A 24,710-nucleotide genomic window follows, 5' to 3' on the forward strand; every position below is an offset into this window, starting at 1 on the left:
TGATTAATTTACCGCGGCTTTCCGAGGGAGATCATTGGCCGATCATTCCCGGAGCCGGAATTCTCAACCGTCCAAGAGGAAACCGATAATCGAATCGCCGATGTGGTCGGGGGTGTGCCGCGTCCGGCAAATGGTACGAACCATCGAGGGCGATCATGCGGGCGTCCTCGTTCGGGCCCCGCACAGCCGAGGTATCGCTCGCCGTGGCCGATGAGGCCGCCCGGGGAGCGGTCACGTCCTTCCACGAAGGTCTCATCGACGGCAATATTGCGCTCTGTGTCGTATGACCTACTCGCCGCGGGGAACTGCACCGATCCTCCTCCAGGGACATTCCGTGAGGAAAGGAAGAACGATCATGTCTACGACTACCGACGAGTTCGCCGAGCGCCTGTTCCAGGCGTCGCTCGGCACCATCGAGGTGCTATCCGTGCACATCGGCGACCGCATGGGCTGGTACCGCGCGCTGGCCGCGCACGGCCCGGCCGGCCCGGGCGAGCTGGTCGCGCGAGCAGGCGGCCACGAGCGCTACGCCAAGGAGTGGCTGGAGCAACAGGGCGCCTACGGGATCCTGGAGGTCGCCCCTGACGGCCGCTTCGTGCTGCCGAAGGGCGCGGCCGAGGTGCTGACGAACGAGGCCGGCCTGGCCTACCTCGCGCCGCTGGCGCGGATGCTGGCGGGCGCCGCCGTGCAGATGCCCGCTCTCCTGGAGGCGTACCGGAACGGCGGTGGCGTCGGCTGGGCGGAGTTCGGGGCGGATGTGCGTGAATCGCAGGCCGACATGAACCGGCCCTGGTTGGAGCACGCGCTGCCCGGCGCCCTGGCCGGCGTGCCGGATCTCGACGCCGTGTTGCGCCGCCCCGGCGCCCGCATCGCCGACGTCGGCTGCGGCGGTGGCTGGTCGTCCATCGCGCTGGCCAGGGCGTACCCGGAGGCGACCGTGGAGGGCATCGACATCGACGCGCCGTCCATCGAGCTGGCGGAGCGCAACGCGGCCACCTTCGGTCTCGGCGAGCGGGCCTCGTTCCGCCGTGGCGACGCCGCGCTGCTCGGCGAAGGCCGGTACGACGCCGTCTTCGCCTTCGAGTGCGTGCACGACATGCCGCGGCCGGTGGACACGCTGGCGGCGGCGCGACGCGCGGTCGTACCGGGTGGGGCTGTCGTGATCATGGACGAGGCCGTGGGCGAGTCCTTCGCCGCCCCGGCCGACGACACCGAGCGGCTCATGTACGGCTTCAGCCTGCTCATCTGCCTGCCGGACGGGATGAGCGACCAGCCGTCGGCCGGGACCGGCACCGTGATGCGGCCGGACACGTTGCGCCGATACGCGCGGGAGGCCGGTTTCGGCGACATCGAGGTCCTGCCGATCGAGGACTTCGGTTTCTGGCGCTTCTACCGGCTGGTCCCGTGAACCGAGTCCCGGCTTGCCGCAGGTGGCGGTCAGCGCGCTGGCGTGCCGCTGCCGAACGCGGCGAAGCCGTCCCGCCAGGACGCGTACGCGGGCGCCCAGTCGAGCTGCTTACGGGCATGATGGTTGTCCGCGCCCCGCGCGAACCCGTTCCGCGGCGCGTCGTCCGCCGGCGGCGCCGGCGCCCCGACGGCCCTGCAGAACGCGGGCAGCCAGTCACGAGCGGGCGCGGGCTCGTCGTCACACACGTTCACGGGGCCGGTCGGCCAGTCGAGGGCCGATACGGCCGCGGCCGCGGCATCGTCGACATGCACGAAGCTCGTCACGTCCGCATTGGCCACGAGCGCGCCCGACCGGGCCTGGTCCGCCCGCAACCCGCGCGGCTCGAACCAGGTATCCGGGCCGTAGAACATCCCATATCGCAACACCACCCACTCCGGCAGCTCCCGCACCGCTGACTCCAGGGCCGCCACCGCCTCGACCATGGGCCGGCGCGACCCCGGCGCGTGCACATCGAGCGGGGTCTCCTCAACGGCAGGCTCGTCGCCCGGCTCGTACACCCACGAGATGCTCTGCGCCACGATGCGCCGCACTCCAGCGGCCAGGGCCGCATCGACCAGGTTGCGGGTGCCGATCTCGCGGAGCCGGCTGTTGGCGGCGAAGTCACCCCCGCTCAGATCCGTCAGCTGATGCATCACGACGTCGGCGCCCGACTCGCGCACCGCGGCCCGCAGCGCGGCGGCGTCGTACATGTCCACACGCACGGGAACGGCGCCCAGGCCCCGCAGCAGCGCGGCCCTCGCCTCGTCACGTGTCGTCGCGGCCACCGTGCAGCCCTGAGCGACCAGCAGCGGGACGAGCCGGCGGCCCACCACCCCGGTGCCGCCGGCCAGGAACACATGCATGGTCATGCCACCCCACGCTAGGGCGTCGCCGGTCCGGGGAAATAGTCCACTTGACCCGCATTCCCGTGGACCACTTAGTTACCGTTGTCCCTCATGACAGGCTTAACCCTCTGGTATGACCGGCCCGCCATCGACTGGGAGACCGAGGCACTGCCGATCGGCAACGGGGCGCTCGGCGCGATGATCTTCGGCGGGACGACACTCGAGCAGATCCAGTTCAACGAGAAGACCCTGTGGACGGGAGGGCCTGGGTCGCGGCAGGGCTACGACTTCGGCAACTGGACCGCCCCGCGCCCCGGCGCGCTCTCCGAGGTCCGCGAGCGGCTGGACCGCGAAGGGCGGATGGCCCCGGAGGAGGTCGCAGCCAGGTTGGGTCAGCCGAAGTCGGGCTTCGGGGCTTACCAGACCTTCGGCGACCTGTGGCTGGACCTGCCCACGGACCTCCCCACCACCGATTACCGCAGGGAGCTGAGCCTGCGCGAGGCCGTGGCCGGGGTGACGTACACGGCCGGCGGGGTACGGCACACGCGCGAGTACTTCGCCGGTCACCCGGGCAACGTGATCGTCGGGCGGATCTCGGCCGACCGGCCGGGAGCGGTGGAGTTCACGTTGCGCGCGTCCTCGCCGCACGGCGACAAGCGGATCAGCGTCGCGGACGGGCGATTGACGATGCGCGGGGCGCTGGCGGACAACGGGATGGTGTTCGAGGCCCAGGTGCAGTTGGTGGTGGAGGGCGGCACCCGTACGGAGGAGGCCGACCGCATCACGGTCGCCGGGGCCGACAGCGCGGTGTTCATCCTCTCCGCCGGCACCGACTACGCCCCCGTCTATCCGGCGTACCGGGGCGAGGACCCGCACGAGGCCGTCACCGCGACCGTGGACAAGGCGGTGGCGCAGGGGTACGACGCGCTCAGGCAGGCGCACCAGGACGACTATGGGCGGCTGTTCGACCGGGTGGAGCTGGACCTCGGGCAGGAGACGCCGCAGGTGCCGACGGACCGGCTGCGGGCGGCGTACACCGGCGGCGACTCGGCCGCCGACCGGGCGCTGGAGGCGCTGTACTTCGCCTACGGGCGCTACCTGCTGATCGCGTCCTCGCGGGCGGGGTCGCTGCCGGCGAACCTGCAGGGCGTGTGGAACGACTCCACCAGCCCGGCCTGGGCAGGCGACTATCACGTCAACATCAACCTGCAGATGAACTACTGGCCCGCGGACGTGGTGAACCTGGCCGAGACGGCCCGTCCGTACGACGACTACGTGCAGGCGCTGATGGCGCCTGGCCGGCGGACCGCGCGGGAGATGTTCGACGCGGACGGGTGGGTGGTGCACAACGAGACGAACCCATTCGGGTTCACCGGCGTGCACGACTGGGCCACCGCGTTCTGGTTCCCCGAGGCGGCGGCCTGGGTGACGCAGCACCTGTACGACCGCTACCGGTTCAGCGGAGACACCGGCTACCTGCGGGAGAGCGCCTATCCGGCGATGAAGGGGGCGGCCGAGCTCTGGCTGGACACGCTTCGCACCGACCCGAACGACGGGACGCTCGTCGTGTCCCCCAGCTACTCGCCCGAGCACGGGGATTTCTCGGCGGGGGCGTCGATGTCGCAGCAGATCGTCTGGGACCTGTTCACGAACGTCGCGGAGGCGGCGGACATCCTGAACGTGGACGCCGAGTTCCGCGCGCGGGTGCTGGACGCGCTCGAGCGGCTGGATCCCGGGCTGCGGATCGGGTCATGGGGTCAGCTGCAGGAATGGAAGACCGACTGGGACGAGCAGGACAACACCCATCGGCATGTTTCGCACCTGTTCGGGCTGCATCCCGGGCGGCAGATCGTCGCGGAAAGCCCTGAGGGCGAGGCCGCCAAGGTCACGCTGGCGGCCAGGGGCGACGGCGGCACCGGGTGGAGCAAAGCCTGGAAGATCAACTTTTGGGCGCGGCTGCTCGACGGCGATCACGCGCATCGGATGCTGGGCGAGCTGCTCACGCACTCGACGCTGGACAACCTGTGGGACACGCATCCGCCGTTCCAGATCGACGGCAACTTCGGGGCCGTCGCGGGGATCGCGGAGATGCTGGTGCAGAGCCACCACGGAGTGATCCATGTGTTGCCCGCGCTGCCGTCGGCCTGGCGTACGGGGTCGGTACGCGGCCTGCGGGCCCGGGGCGACCTGACGGTTGACCTCTCGTGGCGCGACGGGGTCGCCGAGAAGGTGACGCTGCACGCAGGACGCGCCGGCGAGATCACGGTGCGGGCGGCCGTCGAGGGCCGGGTATGGGACGGCGCGAGCCGCTCTGGGGACATGTGGAGCTGGGAGGCGCAGGCCGGAGAGTCGTACACGATGGGCGGGTGAGCGGGCCCGCCCGCCCATCGGCGCGGTCAGTCGTCGACGGACGGCGGCTCGGCGTAGCGGGCCAGGTAGAGCTGGATGCCCAGGCTGTTGATGAGGCCGAGCTCGGTCTCCAGGTAGTCGATGTGCTCTTCCTCGTCCCGCAGGATGTCCTCAAAGATGTTGGCCGAGGTGATGTCACCCTTCTCGCGCATGAGGGCGATCCCCGGGCGCAGCCGCTGCACCACCGACAGCTCCACCTCCAGGTCGGCCCTGAGCTGCTCCTCGACGGTCTGCCCGATGTGCAGGGTGCCGAGCCTCTGGTAGTTGGGCAGGCCCTCCAGGAAGAGGATGCGATCGGTGAGGCGCTCGGCGTGGCGCATCTCGTCGATCGACTCTTCCCGGGTGTGCTCGGCGAGCTTTGTGTAACCCCAGTTCTCCTGCATCTTGGCGTGCAGGAAGTACTGGTTGATCGCGGTGAGCTCGGCGGTCAACTGTTCGTTGAGCAACTCGATGATCTGCTTGTCGCCCTGCATGTGACGGGCCCCTTGCTGCTATCCGGCTATGCGGTCGTCAGTTCTTCCGACCGTTTCAGGATCGCACAGATCTTCCGTACACATCGGGCACAGTCCCCACCAGCCCCGGTGGTGTCGCGAATCTGCTTCGCGCTCTTCGCCCCTGAGGCAATACAGTCGTGGACCTCGTTTTCGGTCACAGCACGACAAATGCACACGTACATCCAGGGACGGCCTCTCGCCAAAGTTGGAATGCCAAGGTTAGGCACACCTAAGATAGCTCACTTTGGTAAGGCTTGCCTACGTTAGATGGGCCACACTCGTGTATCCCTGTGCGAGCGGGAGATCACGGCCTGTCCCGATCAGTGTCCTCGGGCGATCCACTCCTCCAGGTGCGGGGCCTCGGCGCCGATCGTGGTGGAGTCGCCGTGACCAGTGTGCACGACCGTTTCGGGTGGCAGGGTCAGCAGCCGCTTTCTGATCGACTCGATGATCGTGTCGAAGGAGGAGTACGAGCGGCCGGTCGCGCCTGGCCCGCCCTTGAACAGGGTGTCACCGCTGAACAGCGCGCCCGGCTCCCGCGCGTGCACGCAGACCGCGCCGGGGGCGTGGCCGGGAGTGTGCACGATCTCCAGCGCGCAGCCGCCGACCTCGATGCGCTCGCCGTCGGTCAGCGGCTCGTACGGCACCGCATCGCCGTACTCCATCTCCCACAGCACCTGGTCGGCGGGATGCAGCCGAATCGGCGCACCGGTGAGCTCGGCCAGCGGCCGGGCGGCGTTGATGTGGTCGTTGTGCGCGTGCGTGCAGATGATGGCCTTGACCGTGCGCCCGCCGACCCGCTCGGCGATCGTGGCGGCGTCGTGGGCCGCGTCGACGATCACCACCTCGCGCGCGTCGCCGACCAGCCAGACGTTGTTGTCGACCTCCCACGTGCCGCCGTCCAGCGAGAACGTGCCTGAGGTGATGACTCGGTCGATCATCTAGAACGTCACCACCGAACGCAGCACCTCGCCCCGGTGCATCTTCGCGAACGCCTCCTCGACCTGACCGACCCCGATCGTCTCCGACACGAACTTGTCGAGCGGCAGCCGGTTCTGCAGGAACAGATCGATCAACATCGGGAAGTCACGGCTCGGCAGGCAGTCGCCGTACCAGGACGACTTCAGCGACCCACCGCGGCCGAAGACGTCCAGCAGCGGCAGCTCCAGCTTCATCTCCGGCGTCGGCACGCCGACCAGGACCACGGTGCCGGCCAGGTCACGGGCGTAGAAAGCCTGGAGATAGGTCTCCGGTCGGCCCACCGCCTCGATGACCACGTCGGCGCCGAACCCGCCGGTCAGGTCACGGATCGCCTCGACCGGGTCGTTCTCACGCGAGTTGACCGTGTGCGTGGCGCCGAAATCGCGGGCCCACTCCAGCTTGCGGTCGTCGACGTCCACCGCGATGATCGTGGCGGCGCCGGCGAGGGACGAGCCCAGGATCGCCGCGTCGCCGACCCCGCCGCAGCCGATCACGGCCACACTGTCGCCCCGCGTCACCCCTCCGGTGTTGATCGCCGCGCCGATCCCGGCCATCACCCCGCACCCCAGCAGGCCCGCGACCTGCGCCGGAGCCTCGGCCGAGACCCTGGTGCACTGCCCGGCCGCGACCAGCGTCTTCTCCAGGAACGCGCCGATCCCCAGCGCCGGCGACAGCTCGGTGCCGTCCTTGAGCGTCATCTTCTGCGCCGCGTTGTGCGTGCTGAAGCAGTACCAAGGCCGCCCGCGCAGGCAGGCCCGGCACTGGCCGCACACCGCGCGCCAGTTGAGTATCACGAAGTCGCCCGGCGTCACCTCGGTGACTCCGGGGCCGACCGCCTCGACGACGCCCGCGGCCTCGTGACCGAGCAGGAACGGGAAGTCGTCGCTGATGCCGCCCTCCCGATAGTGCAGGTCGGTGTGGCAGACCCCGCAGGCCTGCACGTTCACGACGGCCTCACCCGGCCCGGGGTCCGGCACCACGACCGTCTCGAGGGAAACTTCCTGGCCCTTACCTCGGGCGATGACGCCCTGCACTTCGTACGGCATGGCAGCCATCTTGTGTCAGGAGGATGATCTCCGCAAGACATAGGGCTGCACCACGCCGAGACCTCTGGCAGGGCGGCGTCTGATCTTGTGTACCTCGTAGCCGTCCAGCCCGCCGGCCAGCTCAGGGTCCACCAGCACCGTGCCAGGGCGGGCGATCGCGGTGAGCCTGGCGGCCAGGTTGACGGTGGTGCCGAAGACGTCGCCCATCACGGGCAGCACCGGGCCGTAGGCCATGCCGATGCGTAGCTCGTCCGCGTCGACCAGGTCGAGCGCGATGGCGGCCGCCTGCGTCGGGGTCGGCGCCGTGAACAGCACCTCGTCGCCCAGGGTCTTGACCAGCCTGGCACCGTGCACGGCCACCACGTCGGAGGCGCGCGACTCGAACCCCTCCACCAGCTCCGCCAGCTTCCGCTCGTCCAGCTCGCGGGCGCGCCGGGTGAACGACACCAGATCCGCGAAGCCCACCGCCATCGACACCCGAGTCGGCATCAGCTCGTCGTGGCCGTCCGCGAGGGCCAGCAGCCGGGTGCCGGCCGCGGCGAGCTGGGCCCGCCAGACGTGGATCAGCACGTGCTCGAAGTCCGGCAGCAGCTCCTGCGCGGTGTCGAGCACGCCGGCCAGGTCGCCCTCGTCGGGGTCCTGCGGCAACATCGAGCCCGTCATGATCTCGGCCTGCCACTGGGCCAGCCTGGCCGTGGTCTGGCCGAGCGCGCGGGCCATGCGGACGACCGTCTCCTCGTCGAGCAGGCCGCTGTCCAGCATGCTGCGTACCCGGCGCAGGGCATCGACGTCGGCGTCGGTGAACGCCGCGTCGTCATCGGCGCGCTGGGCGAAGCCGAGCGCCCGCCAGATGCGCCCCGCCAGCTCCTGCGACACGCCGGCCAGGGCCGCGACCTGGGCGCGCGTGTAGCGCGGAGGCAGGCCGAGCAGCCGGCGCTCGATCTCCTCGGCGGTCGGCCGCCCCCGCGGACCCGAGCTCAACGGCCGTCGACTTCGCCGTCCGAGGCGTCCTCGACGAGCCTGAAGATGTCAGTGCGGACGTCCTGGATCTTCGGGATGTCCCGGAGCACGATCTCGCCCCGCTCGCCGGCGGACTCGACGGTCAGCGTGCCGCAGCCGAGCAGGCGCTCGGCGAACGTCTGGTCGGAACTGACCGTGTTGACCTTGGCGATCGGGATCTCGTCGGTGGACTTGTTGAGCACACCCGTGCTGATCGTGAAGCGATGGGTGGTGAGCACGTAGCCGGTGTTCTTCCACCGCAGGTAGGGCACGAACGACCAGATCGTCAGCAGGACGAGCGCGATGACGACGACGGCGATCCTGGCGTAGAGAGCGAACTCCCACTCAGGTATGAACCACAGCGCCGCGCCCGAGGCCACGGCGATGAGGATGAGCGCGAGGAACGGGCCGATGAGCCGCTTCCAGTGCGGATGGAAGGATCGGACGCGCCGCTCACCCTGCGTCAGATGATGGTCGGGAAGGGTCATGGCGCACATCGTGCCACCATCGCCGCCCCGGCGGCTATGCGGACGACGCAAACCGGCTCATCCCGCGATCCGTACGATGCGACCGGCTCATCCCGCGATCCGTACGATGCGACCGGCTCATCCCGCGATCCGTACGTGCACGACGTCGCCCGCGCTCAGCGTGTGACGTTCGCCCTCGCTCGCCACCTGCAGGTGGCCGAAGGTGTCGACGCCCGTCGCCTGCCCAATCAGCACCTGCCCGCCGGGTAGCTCCACCCGCACCAGGCGGCCGATCGTGGCGCTGGTCGCCAGGTAGGCCGAGTGCAGCCCGCAGGCCTCGGGGTCGCCGCCGGCCGCCGTCCACTCCCTGTAGTGGGTCTCGACCTCCCTGAGCACCGCCCTGAGCAGCGGATCCCGGTCCAGGCACGCCGCCTGCTCGATGGCCAGCGACGTGGCCGTCTCGACAGGCAGCTCCGCGGGCTTGAGCGACACGTTGAGCCCCATGCCGATGACGATGGCGTCGTCGGCCCGCTCGGCCAGCACCCCGGCCAGCTTGCGCTCGCCGATCAGCAGGTCGTTGGGCCACTTCAGGCGGACGTCCACCTCGGCCAGCCGGCGCACGGCCGAGGCGGCGGCGACGCCGTACAGAAGTGACAGCCAGCCCTGCGTCGCCACCGGGACCTGAGGTCGCAGCAGGATCGAGAACGTCAACCCGGAGCGGGGCGGCGCCGACCAGGTGCGGCCCAGCCTGCCACGCCCGGCGACCTGCTCCTCCGCCACCAGCACCGCACCCTCGGCGGCTCCCTCGTGGGCGGCCTTGGCCAGGTCGGCGTTGGTGGAGCCGGTGCTCTCGACGACCGTGACGCCCGTCCACAGGCTGCCCGGGCGGACCAGGGCCCGGTTGAGCGCCGCTGCGGAGAGGGGCGGCCGGTCGAGGTCGGAGTAGCGCATTCTCATATCTTCGCAGGAGGGAAGATGGAGACATGAGCAGCAAGCGTCTGGATCCGTGCAACTGGGCCTCCTGGCGGCCGTTCGGCATCGGGCTGCTGCTGGACGAGAGGCGCCGCTCGCCTCAGGCCCGGATCCCCGACTACAACGCCCTCGTCACCGTGCGGTCGCGGTGAAGGCGCGACCGGGCCCCACCACCCGCGCCAGGATCCGGGAGATCACCGGCTCCGTCGCCAGGGACCGCCGTGACGACCTGGCCACGGAGGAGCCGCTGGAGATCCGGCTCACCGCGCCGGACGGCGCCCGCAAGACCGTGGCCATCACCATGCGCACGCCGGGCCACGACTTCGAGCTGGCTGCCGGATTCCTGCACGGCGAGGGGCTCGTGCGGCCCGGCGGGGTCGCGGCGATCGCGTACTGCACCGATGAGGACCTCCCGCCTGAGGCCCGCTACAACACGGTCACCGTACGCCTGCACGGCCCCATCCCCGACCTGCCCGCGCTGGACCGGCACTTCCTCACCTCCAGCGCGTGCGGCGTGTGCGGCTCGGCCAGCCTCGACGCGCTCCGCGACCGCTGCGTGCCCATCCCGGAGGGAACGCTGCGGCTCACCCCCGAGATCCTGTACGGGCTGCCGGACGAGCTCCGCCGCGCCCAGGGCGTGTTCGGCAAGACCGGCGGGCTGCACGCGGCGGGCCTGTTCTCGGCCACCGGCACGCTGGTGGCGCTCCGTGAGGACGTGGGGCGGCACAACGCGGTGGACAAGCTGGTCGGCTGGGCCGGGCTGGCGGAGCGGCTGCCGCTGGCCGAGCATGTGCTCATGGTCAGCGGCCGGGCCAGCTACGAGATCATGCAGAAGGCCCTCGCCGCCGGGATCCCGGCGGTGTGCGCGGTGTCGGCGCCGTCGTCGCTTGCCGTGGAGCTAGCCAGGGAGTTCGGCATGACGCTGGTGGGCTTCCTGCGCGGGGAGCGCTGCAATGTGTACGCGGGCCAGGAGCGGATTTCCACTATGGAATAAAGCATTCCGTTCTGCTATTCTTGGAACAGAATCAACCGTTCCGAGAGGATCTGCCATGACCGCCATCTGCCCCTTCCGCGTCGAGATCTCCCAGGCCGACCTCGACGACCTCCAGGCCCGCCTCGCCATGACCCGCTTCACCGACGAGATCCCCGGCTCCGACCAGGGCGTGGCAGTCGAGCGGGTCAAGCGCCTGGTCGGCTACTGGCGTGACGGCTTCGACTGGCGGTCCCAGGAGGCCAGGATCAACGCGTACCCGCAGTTCACGACGGAGATCGACGGGCAGAACATCCACTTCATCCACATCCGCAGCGACAACCCGGACGCCCTGGCGCTGATCCTCACCCACGGCTGGCCCGGCTCGATCGTCGAATACCTCAATGCCATCGAGCCGCTGAAGCGCCACTTCCACCTGGTCATCCCGTCGCTGCCCGGATACGGCTTCTCCGGCCCCACCAAGGAGCTGGGCTGGAACAATCTGCGCATCGCCCGCGCGTGGGCCGAGCTGATGGCCAGGCTGGGCTACGAGCGCTACGGCGCGCTCGGCAACGACGCCGGCTCGATGATCTCGCCCGAGGTCGGCCGCGTCGACCCTGAGCACGTCGTGGGCGTGCATGTCACGCAGCTGTTCTCGTTCCCCTCAGGCGACCCCGCCGAGTTCGCGGAGCTGACCGAGGAGGAGCGCGCGGGGCTGGCCGTGCTGGAGTGGTTCTGGAAGGAGAAGGGCGCCTTCAACGTGCTGCAGTCGCAGCAGCCGCAGACTCTCGCCCACGCCATCGCCGACTCCCCCGCCGGCCTGCTCGGCTGGCTGGCCCAGCTACTCGACGACGACCTGGACGACGACTTCGTGCTGGCCAACGCGTCAATCTACTGGTTCACCGGGACCGCCGGCTCCGCGATCCGCCTGTACTGGGAGAACGCCCGCGCCGAGCAGGCCAAGGAGCCCACGACCGTGCCGACGGCCCTGGCGATGGGCGAGGGCGACTTCAAGTCCATGCGCCGCTTCGCCGACCGCGACCACGCCAACATCGTCAGCTGGAAGACGCTCTCGGCCCCGGCGCACGGCCACTACACCGCCCACACCGCGACCGAGGCGCTCACCTCCGACGTCATCGCCTTCTTCACGGGCCTCCGCTAGCCCCGTTGTCCGCCCATGCCCCGTCGTCGCACGTCAGCCGCCCTGCTCCCCCGGCCCCCGCCCTTCCACCAAAGGACCTTCGCCGGAGTGCGGAGGGTGGTGAAGGGGTGCCGGGCAGGGTGGGCGTGGGCTGACGGTCATCAGCCGGTGTTCTGCAGACCCGCCGCCACCCCGTTGACCGACAGGAGCAGGAGCGTGGACAGCCGATCGCGTTCCTGCTCCGACGGCTGGCCGGTGCGCAGGGCGCGCAGGGCCCGCAGCTGGAGGTGCGACAGCGCGTCCACGTACGGGTCGCGGAGCTGGACGGCGCGTGAGAGCACCTTGCGGTTCTCCAGCAGCCGCGTGTGTCCTGTCACCCGCAGCACCAGGTCGCGGGTCCGGTCGTACTCCTCCAGCACCTGCCGGGTGAAGTCCTCACGGTCGCCCAGGGCCAGGTAGCGCTTGGCGATCGAGCGGTCGGTCTTGGCCAGCGACATCTCCGCGTTGTCCAGCATCGCGTTGAACAGCGGCCACTCCGCGTACGCCGCCCGCAGCTCCTCCAGCGAGCCCACCGACGCCAGGCCGGTGCCGAGGCCGTACCAGCCGGGCAGATTGACCCGGGTCTGCGCCCAGGCGAACACCCACGGGATCGCCCGCAGGTCGTCGAGCGAGCGCGGCGCGCCCAGGCCACGGCGGGCCGGCCGGGAGCCGAGGCGCAGCGTGCCGATCTCCTCCAGCGGGCTGACCAGGCCGAACCACTCGGGGAAGCCCGGCGCCTCGGTCAACCCCCGGTACGCCTGCTCCGACGCGACCGCCACCTGCTCGGCGAGGCCGCGGAAACGCTCGGCCGCCGCAGCGGTGCGGGCGCCGACCGTGGGCGAGGAGGCCAGCAGGACGGCGTTCGTGACCTGTTCCAGGTGGCGGCGGGCGATCGCGATGTGGCCGTACCGGGCGAAGATGACCTCGCCCTGCTCGGTGACCTTGAAGCGGCCCGCGACCGAGCCGGGAGCCTGCGCCAGCACCGCACGGTTGGCCGGGCCGCCGCCGCGGCCGAGCGCGCCGCCGCGGCCGTGGAACATGCGCAGCTTCACGTCGTGCTTGGCGGCCCAGGCGGTCAGCTCCTCCTGCGCCTCGTACAGGCGCAGCGTGGCCGCAGCAGGGCCGAGCTCCTTGGCCGAGTCGGAGTAGCCGAGCATGATCTCCAGGCGCCGGCCGGTGGCCGCCAGGCGCTCCTGGATCTGCGGGATCTCCAGCATGCCCGACAGCACGCGCGGGGAGTTGGCCAGGTCCTGGCCAGACTCGAACAGCGGGACCACGTCCAGCACGGGCGCGCGGTCGCCGAGCGCGTGCCGGGCCAGCTCGTAGACGGCCGCGACGTCCTCGGCGGAGCGGGTGAAGGAGACCACGTACCGGGAGCAGGCGGTGACGCCGAACCGCTCCTGGATCCAGCCGATCACCCGGATCGTGGCCAGGACCTCCTCGGTGCGCTCCGACAGCTCGCCGCCGGCCCGCAGCTCTTCCAGCGCCGCCGCGTGGACCTGGGAGTGCTGGCGCACCTCCAGCTCGGCCAGGTGGAAGCCGAACGTCTCCACTTGCCAGATGAGGTGCTGCAACTCCCCGTACGCCTGCCGCGGCGCGGTGGCGGCCAGCGACTCCTGTACCAGCCGCAGGTCGGCCAGCAGCTCGGCGGGTGAGCGGTAGGCCAGGTCGAGATCGCGGCGCTGGGTGGCGGCGATGCGCGCGGCCACGAACAACAACCACTGCCGGTGCGGCTCCCGCGGCGACCGGGTGGCCAGCTCGGAGACGACCTCGGGGTAGGCGGCCACGGTCGCGGCCAGCGCCGTCTTCAGCTCGCGCGAGCAGGGGGCGAGCGTGGCGGCGGCGGTGAGCGTGCGGGCGATGCGCGAGCAGGCGGTCTCCAGCGCGGCCAGCACGTGCTCGGACTGGATCTGGATGGTCTCGCGGGTGACCCTGGCCGTGACGTTGGGGTTGCCGTCGCGGTCGCCGCCGATCCAGCTGCCGTACCTGACGAAGGGCCTCGCCTGCGGCGGGCGGGTGCCGGTGCCCGGGTCGAGTGCCGCGTCCAGCGCGCGGTAGACCTGCGGCACCATGCGGAACAACGTCTCGTCGAAGGCGGCCATGGCGGTGCGTACTTCGTCGAGCGGGTCGAGCTTGGTCGAGCGCAGCTGGGCCGTGCGCCACAGCAGGTCGATCTCCTCCAGCAGGCGCCGCTTGCTCTCGGCCCGTTCGGAGGCCCCGCGACCTGGGGAGTTGTACTCGGTGAGCTGGCCGCTGATCCGCTGGATGGCGGTGACGACCGCGCGCCTGCGCGCCTCGGTGGGGTGCGCGGTCAGCACCGGGTGCAGCTCCAGGCCTTCCAGCAGCTCGGCGACCCGGTCGTGGCCCAGCTCGTGTACAGCCTGCGCCAGCGACTCCCGCTGGACCCTGCCCTCGGCGTCCCGCTCGCGTAGCGTGCGGATGCGATAGTGCTCCTCGGCCAGGTTGGCCAGGTGGAAGTAACACGTGAACGCGCGGGCTACCTGGACCGCCCGCTCGATGTCCCACGCCGCGACCATCTCGGTGATCACGTCGGCCGAGATCTCGCCTCTGCGGGCCGCGATGACGGCCTTGCGCAGCCGTTCGACGTCGGCCAGCAGGTCCTCGCCGCCCTGCTCGGCGAGCACCTGGCCGAGCAGCTTGCCGAGCATCCGCACATCGTGGCGCAGCTCGTCCGGCATCTCCGTCACTGCGGCGCTGCGATGTTCGAGCCCCTGGTCAATCATGTCTCGAAGGGTATCTACTCACCCGAAGTGCCCGTAGACCGGTCTCACCAATTGGACTAGACCACTGCGAGGGAGTGCCGTCGCCTGGAGGAGCGGCGGGAGCGAGGCGACCAGAGCGGGGGAAGGCGGCGGCGTCTGGCGACCGAGCCGGCCTCACGGAGTGAGGCCAAATGAGCAGGGTGGGAGTGCCGTCGCCTGGAGGAGCGGCGGGAGCGAAGCGACCAGAGCGGGGGAAGGCGGCGGCGTCTGGCGACCGAGCCCGCCTCACGGAGTGAGGCCATAGACACTGCTCAGGAGGCCCTTGATACTGCCCCTAGCAGCTCGGGTAGGCGGGCGAAGCCGATCCTGGCGGCCAGCCGCCTGCCGAGCACTTCGGCCAGCAGCCCGTAGAACGGCGCGACCACGCAGACCCAGAGGAGCCCGAACACGAGGGGCACCACGAAAGGCAGCGACAACAACGCGATGCCGAGCATCGCGCCGATGGAGGAGGCGAACGCCTGCCCGCCCTGCCCGGGAGCGGCGCCGCTGAAGGCGTTCATCCGCTCGGGCACGGAGTAGGGCAGCACGACGCTGGTCACGGAGCCGACGCCGAGGCCGATCCCGAGCGCGCCCCAGGCGGCCAGCATCGCCGGCAGGATCGCCGCCGGGTGGCCGGCGAACAGGCCGGCGCCGACCGCGATCACGGCGAGCAGCGGCGCCGCGACCAGCGCGTTGGCCAGGTGGCGCCCGGCCAGGTCGGCGGCCAGGCTGCGCTCGGAGCCGAACGTCACGGCGTTCATCCACAGGGAGCGTCCGTCGATGCCGAATGCGTTGCCGGACTGCAGCGCGATCATCAGGGCGCCCGCGGTGGCGATCACGATCGGCTGGCCCTGTCCCGGCGGGCCTTCCGACGTGCCGCCCAACGAGAACGACAACACGAGCGTGACCACGACGGCGCTGAACCAGCCCACGCGGAACCTCGGCTCGCGCCTGATGTACTTCAGCTCCTTGGTCACGATCGCGGCCAGCGGCCCATCCGGCAGGATCCGGTCCACCAGACCGGTCTCCCTGCGTACGGAGGCCGCCTGGGTGGAGACGTCCGGCGTGACCAGCGCACGGCTCAACGCCTTGATCCACAGCCAGCCGAGCGCCACGACGAGCAGCGCGAGGAACGCGAGCTCGGCCAGCCCGGCCAGGCCGCCGTCGGCGATCGCGTGCGCGGCCATGCCGGGCGGGGTCCACCGGAGCACGGCGGCCATCTGGTGCAACATCGCCTCGGGGCCGCCGAAGTTGCGGTTCATCAACAGGTTGGGCAGCTGCGCGAGCACCACCACGAGCACGGCGGCCACGGCCAGCACGTCACGGCCGCGCCGCGTCCGCAGCGCGCTCGACAGCGACGTGGTGATCAGCCGAGACGTCACCAAGCAGAGCGCGAACTGCAGCAGCACGGCCGGCACGCCGAGCAGCACGCCGCCGGCGTTGGCAGGCAGCGCGATCAGCGCGCCGAACGTCACGATGAGCATCGCGGCGGGCCAGACGCCGGTCGCGGACGCGGTGAACATGCCGACCGCCAGCGTGCGCGTACGCAGCGGGAACAACGACAACTTGGCCGGGTCGAGCGTGTCGTCCAGACCGAACGCCAGCAGCGGCACGATCATCCAGGCGAACAGGAAGAACGCGAACGCCACGATCACGAGCGAGGTCTTGATGTCGGCGGGCGCCAGCCGGAGCAGGCTCATCAGGAAGAAGCCGAGCGCGGCCAGGCCGGTGGCCATGATCAGGGTGAAGATGAAGCCGAGCTTGCGCTGGAGGTCCCCGCGCAGGTTGCCGGCCAGCAGCCGCAACTTCAGCCGCGCAAACAAGGCTACTGCGCTCATGGCCTCACTCCGTTCGGCGGCTCGGTCGCCATATGCCGCCGCCTTCCCCCGCTCTGGTCGCTACGCTCCCGCCGCTCCTCCAGGCGACGGCACTCCCTCACCGCGCTCATGGCCTCACTCCGTTCGGCGGCGCTCACGGGGTGTCCTTCTTGGCGCCCAGCCAGGTCAGTCCCGTCTCGCGGCCCTGGGCCGAGCCGCCGACCAGGTCGAGGAACGCCTGGTTGAGGCTGCGGCCGCCGCGTACCTGCTCCAGCGGCCCCTGCGCCACGATGTGGCCCGCGCTCATCACCGACACCCAGTCGCACAGCCGCTCGACCAGGTCCATCACGTGGCTGGAGAAGATGACGGTCGAGCCGGACTCGGTGAAGCGCTGGAGCACCTCGGTGAGGGTGTTGGCGCTGACCGGATCGACGCCCTCGAACGGCTCGTCCAGGAACAGCACGGACGGGTTGTGCAATAACGCCGCCGCAAGCCCGATCTTCTTGCGCATGCCCGTGGAGTAGTCGACGACCAGCTTGTCGGCGGCGCCGGCCAGGTCCATCACGTTCAGCAGCTCGCCGGTCCGCTGCTCCACTTCCCCTTTGGGGATGCCACGCAATCGCCCCGCGTAGAGGAGCAGCTCGCGGCCCGACAGCCGCTCGAACAGCCGCAGCCCCTCCGGCAACACCCCGATGCGGGCCTTGACCTCGACGGGATCGCGCCACACGTGGAAGCCGTCCACCTCGGCCGACCCGCCGTCCGGCCGGAGCAACCCGGTGATCATGCTGAGCGTGGTCGTCTTGCCTGCGCCGTTGGGCCCGACCAGGCCCGCGAAGCTGCCGGCAGGAACGACGAGATCGACTCCCGCCACCGCGACCTGCTGTCCGTACCGCTTGAACAAGCCATGGGTGCGAACGGCATCCGTCATAGAACCAATCTATGGGGAGCGACTAGCCTTGCGCGCATGAGTGCAGCTGCGGAACGTATGCCGGACGAGCCGGACATCCATACGACTGTCGGGAAGATCGCCGATCTGGACCGGCGCCTCGATGAGGCCGCGCACGCCGGGTCCGCGACAGCGGTGGAGAAGCAGCACGCCAAGGGCAAGATGACGGCCAGGGAGCGGGTGCTCGCGCTGCTGGACGAGGGCTCGTTCGTGGAGTTCGACGAGTTCGCCAGGCACCGGTCCACGATGTTCGGGCTGGAGAAGCGGCGGCCGTACGGCGACGGGGTGATCACCGGGCACGGCACCGTCGACGGACGGCAGGTCTGCGTGTTCTCGCAGGACGTGACCGTGTTCGGCGGCTCGCTCGGCGAGGTGTACGGCGAGAAGATCGTCAAAGTGCTGGACCTGGCGCTCAAGACCGGCTGCCCGATCATCGGGATCAACGAGGGCGGCGGCGCGCGGATCCAGGAGGGCGTGGTCGCGCTCGGCCTCTACGCGGAGATCTTCAAGCGCAACGTGCACGCCTCCGGCGTGATCCCGCAGATCTCGCTCATCATGGGCGCCGCGGCCGGCGGGCACGTCTACTCCCCCGCGCTGACCGACTTCATCGTGATGGTGGACCAGACGTCGCAGATGTTCATCACCGGCCCGGACGTGATCAAGACGGTGACGGGCGAGGAGGTCACGTTCGAGGAGCTCGGCGGGGCCCACACGCACAACACGAAGTCGGGCGTCGCCCACTACCAGGCCGCCGACGAGGAGGACGCCCTCGACTACGTCAAGGCGCTGCTGTCGTACCTGCCGTCGAACAACCTCGACGAGGCGCCGGTCTTCGGGACCGCCGCGGACCTGGACCCGGATCCCGAGCTGGACGAGTTGATCCCGGACTCGCCGAACCAGCCGTACGACATGCATCGGGTGATCGAGCACGTGCTCGACGACGGAGAGTTCCTGGAAGTGCACGCGTTGTTCGCGCCGAACATCGTGGTGGGGTACGGCCGGGTGGACGGCCAGCCGGTCGGGGTGGTCGCGAACCAGCCCATGCATTTCGCCGGATGTCTGGATATCAACGCATCCGAGAAGGCCGCGAGATTTATTCGAACATGTGATGCTTTTAATATTCCTATCCTGACTTTCGTTGATGTACCGGGTTTCCTGCCCGGCACCGATCAGGAATGGAACGGAATCATCCGCCGCGGCGCCAAGCTCCTCTACGCCTACGCCGAGGCCACCGTGCCGCTGATCACGGTGATCACCAGGAAGGCGTACGGCGGCGCGTACGACGTCATGGGGTCCAAGCACCTCGGCGCGGACGTGAACCTGGCCTGGCCCACCGCGCAGATTGCGGTCATGGGCGCACAGGGCGCGGTCAACATTCTTTACCGGCGTGAGCTGGCCGCCGCCGACGATCCGGACGCCGAGCGCGCCAGGCTCGTCACCGAGTACGAGGACACGCTGGCCAACCCGTACATCGCGGCGGAGCGTGGCTACGTGGACGCGGTGATCCGGCCGTCCGAAACCCGGCCCCAGGTCGTCAGAGCGCTACGCGCGCTGCGGAACAAGCGGGCCACGCTCCCCCCGAAGAAGCATGGGAACATCCCGCTATGACGCCGCATCTGCGTATTGTCCGGGGCGACGCCACGCCCGAGGAGATCGCCGCTTTGGTGACCGCTCTCGCCGTACGACACTCCCCACCGTCAACACCTCCCCAACCGCGTCGTCAAACATGGCGAAACCCCGCCAGAGGGATGCGTAAGCCTGCCCTTCCCGGGAAGTCGGCATGGCGGATGAGCGCTCTACCTTAGATAGATCCTGGGAAACGGGTGTCAAGCTCGCCGGGAGTTGGGACTATCTAGAGAAAGTAGGCGTATATAGTCGGCCGATCAACTAACACCGCGGCCTGGAGGACGACATGGCCATCCCAGACCTCATGCCGCATCCTGTGGCAGCCAAGTACGCCGTCCTAGTGGATGTCGGTTATCTGTACGCGGCGGCAGGTGAAGTGCTGCTCGGCGCCAAGGAACGCAAGGAATATCGGGTGGCCGCTGATGAGCTCATCCAGAGTCTACAGAAACATGCAGAGGCACGTATTTCTGGCGAACTTCTGCGGATCTATTGGTATGACGCCGCCCGTGACCGCGTGCCCACCGTCGATCAGCGGGTCATCGCCCAGCTCCCTTGGGTCAAGGTGCGACTTGGCAACCTGAACGCCCGTGGCCAGCAGAAAGGCGTGGACGCGCAGATCAGGAGCGATCTGGAGGCCCTGGCGAGACATCATGCGGTCACCGACACGATCCTGCTGGCCGGTGACGAGGACATGGTCCCGGCGGTGGAGGCCGCCCAGGCGTACGGCGTGCGCATCCACCTGTGGGGTGTCGAGCCGCCGTACGGCACCAACCAGGCCGAGCGCCTGGTGTGGGAGTCCGACACCGTGGAAGTGATCTCTGCTGATTTCCTGAGGCCGTTTTTCAGCCGTGCTCCCCAGCCCGTCCCTGTCGCCCCGCCCGCCGCTCCCTCGCCCGCCCAGGTCTTCGCCGGGCGCGCGCCCGCCAAGCCGCACGCCAAGCCGGGGCAGGTGGCCAAGCTCGGGCCAAGCCGGCCGCGCGTGGAGGACGTGGGCGAGCACGTGGCGCAGAAGTGGATTCTCACCCGTGGCCGCGACAACATCCGCGACCTGCTGCCGGGGCCGATCCTGCCGACCGTGATCGACACCGAGCTGCTGATCGAGGCGGAGAAGGAGCTCGGCCACTCCCTGCGGCCGTTCCCTGAAGCGCGGGTGTGGTTGCGTGACGGGTTCTGGGCGCGGGTCTACCGCGAGTTCGACCTGGGGGTGGGGGTCTCGTCCAAGTAGGCAGCGGCCCGCCGGCGAGCAGGCTCGGAGAGGTGTCCGATTCCCGCGGGTCGTGGGCTTTGACCTGCTGACCTGGCATTTCACGGTCGCGTCCGATTTCCGCCAGTCAGCTGCCTGAGAAGCGCATACCGTCGAAGACATGTCACCACTTGAGCTCGACTTCGACTCCTGCTACCGGGCCGTCTCGGCCAGGGACGCCCGGTTCGACGGGCGCTTCTACACGGCGGTGACGTCGACGCGGATTTACTGCCGTCCGATCTGCCCGGCCCGTACGCCGGCCTCGCGCAACGTGCGCTTCTACCGGCACGCGGCGTCGGCCGAGGCCGCCGGGTTCCGCCCGTGCAAGCGCTGCCGTCCCGAGCTCTCCCCTGGCGACCCAGGCTGGGACGTGCGCGGCGACCTCGTCGGCCGGGCCTTGCGGCTGATCGACGACGGCGGGGCCGACGAGCAGGGCGTCGCGGGGCTGGCCAGGCGGCTGCACATCACCGAGCGGCACCTGCACCGGCTGTTCGTGGCCGAGCTGGGCGTCGGGCCACTGGCGGTGGCGCGGACCAAGCGGCTGCTGCTGGCCAAGCAGCTCCTGACCGAGACGGGGCTGCCGGTGACGGAGGTGGCGTTCGCGGCGGGGTTCGGGAGTGTGCGGCAGTTCAACGCGACGATGCGGGAGACGTACGGCTTCACGCCCAGCGAGCTACGGGCCACGGCCGGGCCCCGGGTCTCCGACGCGTCGCTCAGGCTGCGGCTGCACCGGCGGGAACCGTACGACGTGGCGGGGGTCTTCGCGTTCCTGGCCTCCCGGGCGATTCCCGGGCTGGAGGTGGCGGACGGGACGTCGTACTCGCGGGCCGTGCCGGGTGGGATGATCACGCTCACCCCTCGGCAGGACCACATCGCCCTGGACGTTGCGGTGGAAGACACGCGGCAGCTCGCCCGCGTCGTGGCCCGCTGCCGCCGACTCCTCGACCTGGACGCCGACCCGGACGCCATCGCCGAGATCCTCGGCGAGACCTCGCTCGGGCCTTTGGTGGCGGCCCGCCCCGGTTTGCGGGTGCCGGGCACGTTCGACGGCTTCGAGCTGGCCGTACGGGCAGTCGTCGGGCAGCAGATCTCGGTGGCCGGCGCCCGCACCTTGCTCGGCCGCATCGTCGCCAGGGCCGCCGCGCCCGGGGGCCTCTTCCCCACGCCTGCCCGTCTTCTGGAAACCGACCTCACCGGCCTGGGCCTGACCAACCGCCGGATCGCGACACTCAAGGACCTGGCGGCGCACCTGGTCGACGGCCGGCTTGACCTGGACGGCGGCCAGGATCCCGCGGAAGCGGTGGCGGCGCTGCTCGAAGTGCCCGGCATCGGCCCGTGGACGGCCAGCTACATCGCGTTGCGGGCGCTCCGCGACCCCGACGCCTGGCCCACGGGCGACCTCGTGCTCAAGAAGCGCATGGCCGCCCTGGGCATTCCCGACGACCACATCGAGCGGTGGCGGCCCTGGCGGGCCTACGCCGCGCTGCACCTCTGGAGCTCATCATGATCGCTGCACAGCTCATTCCGACCCCCGTGGGCCCTCTGTCCGTGCTGTCCCGCGAGGGAGTGCTGGTCGCGGCCGGCTTCACCGCCGACCCGAAGGAGATGTACGCCCGCCTCACGCCCGTCCTCCAGGTTGAGGGCCTGGAGGTGGTGGATGACCTGGGGGCGGCGTCGGAGGCCGTCCGCGCGTACCTGGCGGGCGACCTGGACGCCCTGGACGCCATCCCGGTCTCCCAGCCCGGCAGCCCGACCCGCAAGCGGCTGCACGAGGCGTTGCGGGAGGTCAAGGCGGGGACCACTGTCTCGTACGCGGAACTGGCCGAACGGGCCGGCCTGTCGAAGACGGCGGCGCGGGCGGCCGGGTCGGCGTGCGCGCAGAACCTGATCGCGCCGTTCGTCCCATGCCACCGGGTGCTGCCCACCGGTGGGGGATATGGCGGGTATTACTACGGCGTACCAGTCAAAGAGTGGCTACTTGCCCACGAATCCGGAGGAATCGCTAACCTATAGTAATGGAGCGACAGCATTCGGTAATGTGTTCGCCATGCCAACTCTGCGACACGAGTTCCTTCTGGAGCTCGTTCGGAGACGCCCATCTCTGGCCGCCACCCTGCTGGCACAGGCGGGCGTCTCCGTATCCCCCTTCGAAGAGGCCCACTTGGGCACCTGCGACTTCAACCAATGGGCACCCACTGAATTCCGAGCGGATTCGGTCGTCGTGCTGAGGAACGAGAACAAGCCGGTGTCGGCGATCGTGCTGGAGGTTCAGCGACAGACCGACCCAGACAAACAGTGGAGCTGGCCGGTATACATGGCCACCCTCCGGTCTCACATTAAGTGCCCAGTTCTACTCCTGGTCTTCTGCGAGGACGCGAAAACAGCCCAGGACTGCGCGAAGGCCATCGACATGGGGCATCCCGGGTGGGTGCTGTACCCGATCGTCATCGGCCCGGACGGGATCCCGATGATCACCGACATCGGCCAGGCCATCGAACAACCCGAGCTCGCCACCATTTCGGCCATCCTGCACGGCCGCACCGAGTCCGGCCTGAAGGTGGTCCTCACACTCCTCTACGCAGTCACACGCGGGCCCAAGGAGCTGAAAGGCTATGCTGAGCTTGCGTTCGCGTGTCTCCCCCAGTCCATGATCACCAAGGTTAGGGAGGTCGTGATGACCATGGCAGCCGAGTCCAGAATCGAGTTCTTTCTCGAGTGGGTCGCCGAAGGAGAGGCCAAGGGGTTGGCCGAGGGGATGGCCAAGGGGAAGGCCAAGGGGAAGGCCGAAGGCGAGGCCGAGTCCATCCTCCTGTTCCTGGAGGCGCGTGGCATTCCCGTACCCGACGAGACACGAAAGCGCATCACCGAGTGCACCGACCTGGACGTCCTCAGGTCCTGGGTCCGCAAGGCCGCCACCGCCACGAACGCCGATGACCTGTTCGTGTAGAGACTCGATAGCCCCCTGGTTGTCGAGAGACTCCATAGTTGATGGATGGACCCAGCCCAGGAGCGAGCCATTCCGCGAGTGGTTCGGCTTGGGCCTGGCCAGGGCCCTCAAAACAATTCTGGCGGCGCGCAACGTTGACGTGCCCAACCACACACGAGAACGCCTCACCCGCTGCGACGACCTTGAGCTTCTCCAGCACTGGATCTATGAGGCCGCTACAGCCGACCGCGTTGAGGACCTGTTCCACCCCTGCACCAACGCCCTCGCACCCAACACCGCCAGAGAGCAGTCGGACTGAGCCGACGAGGGCTGGCACGGCTCCGTGCCAGCCCTCGTCCGTGTTCAGGCTGGTGCGAGGCGGCGGGATTGGATCCCTGCCACTCCGGCCACCATCAGCCCCACCGCGCCCAACACGGCAGCGGTCCAGGCGGGAGCCGTGTAACCGAGGCCCGCATCGATCGTGAGCCCCGCCGCGAACGACCCGATGGCGTTGCCCACGTTGAAGGCGCCGATGTTGGCGGCCGAGGCCAGGGTCGGGGCTCCGGCGGCGGCGTCCAGGACGCGAGTCTGCAGGGGCGGGACCGTGGCGAAGGCGGCCACGCCGAACAACGTGATCGCGACGATGAAGGCCGACTGGTTGCCCGACACCAGGGCGACCACCACCGCCAGCAGTGTGAGCAGGCCCACCGAGCCGTAGACGCTGGGCATGACCGCCCGGTCGGCCAACCGGCCACCGATCAGGTTGCCCACCACGAGCCCGACCCCGAACAGGGCCATCACCACAGGCACGGCCCCCGGCGAGAAGCCGCCGACGCCGGTCATGATGGGCGCGATAAACGTGATGACCGCGAACACCGGGGCGAACCCGAAGACGGTCATCGCGAGCGCCAGCCAGACGCCGCCCGAGCGGAAGGTGGCCAGCTCCCGCATCAGACCACCCGCGGGCCGCGGCTGGCGGGGGACGAGCGCGAGCACGCCGGCCAAGCCGACGATCCCGATCACCACCACGACCCAGAACGTCGCCCGCCAGCCGAACGACTGCCCGATCCACGTCCCCAGCGGCACCCCGAGGACATTGGCGAGCGTCAGGCCGGTGAACATCAGCGCGATCGCGCTGGCCCGCCGCTGCGGCACCACCAGGTCGGCGGCCACCACCGACCCGACCCCGAAGTACGCGCCGTGCGCGAAGGCGGCCAGGAACCGGCCGACCATCAGCACCCCGTACGAGGGCGCCAGCGCCGACAACAGGTTCCCCGCGATGAACAGCACCATCAACGCCCACAACATGGTCTTGCGCGGCAAACGCCCGCCGAGGATGGTCAGCGGCGGCCCGCCGACCGCCACACCGAGGGCGTACCCGGAAACCAGCAGCCCCGCGGCCGGGATGGTCACGCTGAAGTCGGACGCCAGCTCGGGCAGCAGCCCGTTGATGATGAACTCCGTGGTCCCGATGCCGAAGGCGCTGATCGCGAGGGCGAACAGGGCGAGAGGCATAGAATACTCCTCAGACGACGTTAGTGAGCGTGGACATTATTTGCATACGCCGCCTAACTGACCAT

23 protein-coding genes are annotated in these 24,710 nt (G+C 69.7%); 11 read left to right on the top strand and 12 right to left on the bottom strand.

Annotated elements, in window-relative coordinates; translation table 11 throughout:
• Window positions 1-355: 355 nt before the first annotated feature.
• Window positions 356-1,408, top strand: coding sequence for a class I SAM-dependent methyltransferase (locus ACTWPT_RS05950; protein WP_443176213.1), 1,053 nt, complete (start codon window positions 356-358; stop codon window positions 1,406-1,408).
• Between the two features lie 29 nt (window positions 1,409-1,437).
• Here the strand turns inward: ACTWPT_RS05950 and ACTWPT_RS05955 are convergent, their stop codons facing one another.
• Window positions 1,438-2,316, bottom strand: a complete 879-nt coding sequence (locus tag ACTWPT_RS05955) for an NAD-dependent epimerase/dehydratase family protein (RefSeq protein ID WP_443176214.1) — start codon at window positions 2,314-2,316, stop codon at window positions 1,438-1,440.
• An 87-nt stretch (window positions 2,317-2,403) separates the two neighbouring features.
• On the opposite strand from ACTWPT_RS05955, the gene ACTWPT_RS05960 reads away from it, so the two are divergent.
• Window positions 2,404-4,662, top strand: coding sequence for a glycoside hydrolase family 95 protein (locus tag ACTWPT_RS05960; RefSeq protein WP_443176215.1), 2,259 nt, complete (start codon window positions 2,404-2,406; stop codon window positions 4,660-4,662).
• Between the two features lie 26 nt (window positions 4,663-4,688).
• On the opposite strand, the gene bfr is transcribed toward ACTWPT_RS05960, so the two are convergent.
• The 7 genes from bfr to ACTWPT_RS05995 all read right to left on the bottom strand — a co-directional run bounded on the left by bfr (window position 4,689) and on the right by ACTWPT_RS05995 (window position 9,639).
• Window positions 4,689-5,174 carry a bacterioferritin gene (gene bfr / locus ACTWPT_RS05965; RefSeq protein WP_443176216.1) on the bottom strand — a complete coding sequence of 162 codons (486 nt, stop codon included), beginning with the start codon at window positions 5,172-5,174 and terminating at the stop codon, window positions 4,689-4,691.
• Window positions 5,175-5,200: 26 nt separating this feature from the next.
• Window positions 5,201-5,377 (bottom strand): (2Fe-2S)-binding protein, encoded by a 177-nt coding sequence (locus ACTWPT_RS05970; RefSeq protein WP_138669932.1) that lies wholly within the window; start codon window positions 5,375-5,377, stop codon window positions 5,201-5,203.
• Between the two features lie 138 nt (window positions 5,378-5,515).
• A complete protein-coding gene (locus ACTWPT_RS05975) occupies window positions 5,516-6,136 on the bottom strand; it encodes an MBL fold metallo-hydrolase (RefSeq protein WP_443176217.1) in 621 nt (206 codons plus the stop codon).
• Window positions 6,137-7,222, bottom strand: a complete 1,086-nt coding sequence (locus tag ACTWPT_RS05980) for an S-(hydroxymethyl)mycothiol dehydrogenase (RefSeq protein WP_443176218.1) — start codon at window positions 7,220-7,222, stop codon at window positions 6,137-6,139. It abuts the gene before it with no gap.
• 15 nt (window positions 7,223-7,237) lie between these two features.
• Window positions 7,238-8,203: an adenylate/guanylate cyclase domain-containing protein gene (locus tag ACTWPT_RS05985; protein ID WP_443176219.1), complete on the bottom strand. Its 966-nt coding sequence runs from the start codon at window positions 8,201-8,203 to the stop codon at window positions 7,238-7,240.
• Complete coding sequence (locus tag ACTWPT_RS05990; RefSeq protein WP_443176220.1) at window positions 8,200-8,709, bottom strand: PH domain-containing protein; 510 nt, start codon at window positions 8,707-8,709, stop codon at window positions 8,200-8,202. Before ACTWPT_RS05990 ends, ACTWPT_RS05985 begins: the two co-directional genes overlap by 4 nt.
• Before the next feature lie 117 nt (window positions 8,710-8,826).
• Window positions 8,827-9,639, bottom strand: a complete 813-nt coding sequence (locus ACTWPT_RS05995) for a biotin--[acetyl-CoA-carboxylase] ligase (protein ID WP_443176221.1) — start codon at window positions 9,637-9,639, stop codon at window positions 8,827-8,829.
• Window positions 9,640-9,671: 32 nt separating this feature from the next.
• On the opposite strand from ACTWPT_RS05995, the gene ACTWPT_RS06000 reads away from it, so the two are divergent.
• The 3 genes from ACTWPT_RS06000 to ACTWPT_RS06010 are packed head-to-tail and all read left to right on the top strand — an operon-like array spanning window position 9,672 to window position 11,792.
• Window positions 9,672-9,812 carry a hypothetical protein gene (locus ACTWPT_RS06000; RefSeq protein WP_443176222.1) on the top strand — a complete coding sequence of 47 codons (141 nt, stop codon included), beginning with the start codon at window positions 9,672-9,674 and terminating at the stop codon, window positions 9,810-9,812.
• Window positions 9,809-10,654 (top strand): formate dehydrogenase accessory sulfurtransferase FdhD, encoded by an 846-nt coding sequence (fdhD, locus tag ACTWPT_RS06005; RefSeq protein WP_443176223.1) that lies wholly within the window; start codon window positions 9,809-9,811, stop codon window positions 10,652-10,654. The genes ACTWPT_RS06000 and fdhD overlap by 4 nt, the downstream gene beginning before the upstream one ends.
• 55 nt (window positions 10,655-10,709) lie before the next feature.
• Window positions 10,710-11,792 (top strand): epoxide hydrolase family protein, encoded by a 1,083-nt coding sequence (locus tag ACTWPT_RS06010; RefSeq protein WP_443176224.1) that lies wholly within the window; start codon window positions 10,710-10,712, stop codon window positions 11,790-11,792.
• A gap of 140 nt (window positions 11,793-11,932) precedes the next feature.
• Here ACTWPT_RS06010 and ACTWPT_RS06015 read toward each other — a convergent pair whose 3' ends face one another.
• The 3 genes from ACTWPT_RS06015 to ACTWPT_RS06025 form a co-directional block, all read right to left on the bottom strand.
• Window positions 11,933-14,554 carry a phosphoenolpyruvate carboxylase gene (locus ACTWPT_RS06015; protein ID WP_443176225.1) on the bottom strand — a complete coding sequence of 874 codons (2,622 nt, stop codon included), beginning with the start codon at window positions 14,552-14,554 and terminating at the stop codon, window positions 11,933-11,935.
• 290 nt (window positions 14,555-14,844) lie between these two features.
• Window positions 14,845-16,410, bottom strand: a complete 1,566-nt coding sequence (locus ACTWPT_RS06020; RefSeq protein ID WP_443176226.1) for a hypothetical protein — start codon at window positions 16,408-16,410, stop codon at window positions 14,845-14,847.
• A 133-nt stretch (window positions 16,411-16,543) separates the two neighbouring features.
• Window positions 16,544-17,317 carry an ABC transporter ATP-binding protein gene (locus ACTWPT_RS06025; RefSeq protein ID WP_443176227.1) on the bottom strand — a complete coding sequence of 258 codons (774 nt, stop codon included), beginning with the start codon at window positions 17,315-17,317 and terminating at the stop codon, window positions 16,544-16,546.
• Between the two features lie 36 nt (window positions 17,318-17,353).
• Here ACTWPT_RS06025 and ACTWPT_RS06030 point away from each other — a divergent pair, with 36 nt between their 5' ends.
• The 6 genes from ACTWPT_RS06030 (at window position 17,354) to ACTWPT_RS06055 (ending at window position 23,151) form a co-directional block, all read left to right on the top strand.
• The gene (locus tag ACTWPT_RS06030; RefSeq protein WP_443176228.1) at window positions 17,354-18,943 is read left to right on the top strand and encodes an acyl-CoA carboxylase subunit beta; all 1,590 of its coding nucleotides are present in this window, start codon (window positions 17,354-17,356) and stop codon (window positions 18,941-18,943) included.
• Window positions 18,940-19,140, top strand: a complete 201-nt coding sequence (locus ACTWPT_RS06035; protein WP_443176229.1) for an acyl-CoA carboxylase subunit epsilon — start codon at window positions 18,940-18,942, stop codon at window positions 19,138-19,140. The genes ACTWPT_RS06030 and ACTWPT_RS06035 overlap by 4 nt, the downstream gene beginning before the upstream one ends.
• A 107-nt stretch (window positions 19,141-19,247) precedes the next feature.
• A complete protein-coding gene (locus ACTWPT_RS06040; protein ID WP_443176230.1) occupies window positions 19,248-20,186 on the top strand; it encodes an NYN domain-containing protein in 939 nt (312 codons plus the stop codon).
• 139 nt (window positions 20,187-20,325) lie between these two features.
• Window positions 20,326-21,711 (top strand): AlkA N-terminal domain-containing protein, encoded by a 1,386-nt coding sequence (locus ACTWPT_RS06045; RefSeq protein ID WP_443176231.1) that lies wholly within the window; start codon window positions 20,326-20,328, stop codon window positions 21,709-21,711.
• On the top strand, window positions 21,708-22,217 hold the full coding sequence (locus tag ACTWPT_RS06050; protein ID WP_443176232.1) for a methylated-DNA--[protein]-cysteine S-methyltransferase: 510 nt from the start codon (window positions 21,708-21,710) through the stop codon (window positions 22,215-22,217). The genes ACTWPT_RS06045 and ACTWPT_RS06050 overlap by 4 nt, the downstream gene beginning before the upstream one ends.
• A gap of 34 nt (window positions 22,218-22,251) precedes the next feature.
• Window positions 22,252-23,151, top strand: a complete 900-nt coding sequence (locus tag ACTWPT_RS06055) for a hypothetical protein (RefSeq protein WP_443176233.1) — start codon at window positions 22,252-22,254, stop codon at window positions 23,149-23,151.
• A gap of 342 nt (window positions 23,152-23,493) precedes the next feature.
• On the opposite strand, the gene ACTWPT_RS06060 is transcribed toward ACTWPT_RS06055, so the two are convergent.
• Window positions 23,494-24,645 carry an MFS transporter gene (locus ACTWPT_RS06060; protein WP_443176234.1) on the bottom strand — a complete coding sequence of 384 codons (1,152 nt, stop codon included), beginning with the start codon at window positions 24,643-24,645 and terminating at the stop codon, window positions 23,494-23,496.
• Window positions 24,646-24,710: the final 65 nt, after the last annotated feature.

It is taken from the genome of Nonomuraea sp. 3N208, assembly GCF_052245935.1.
Taxonomy (GTDB): domain Bacteria; phylum Actinomycetota; class Actinomycetes; order Streptosporangiales; family Streptosporangiaceae; genus Nonomuraea.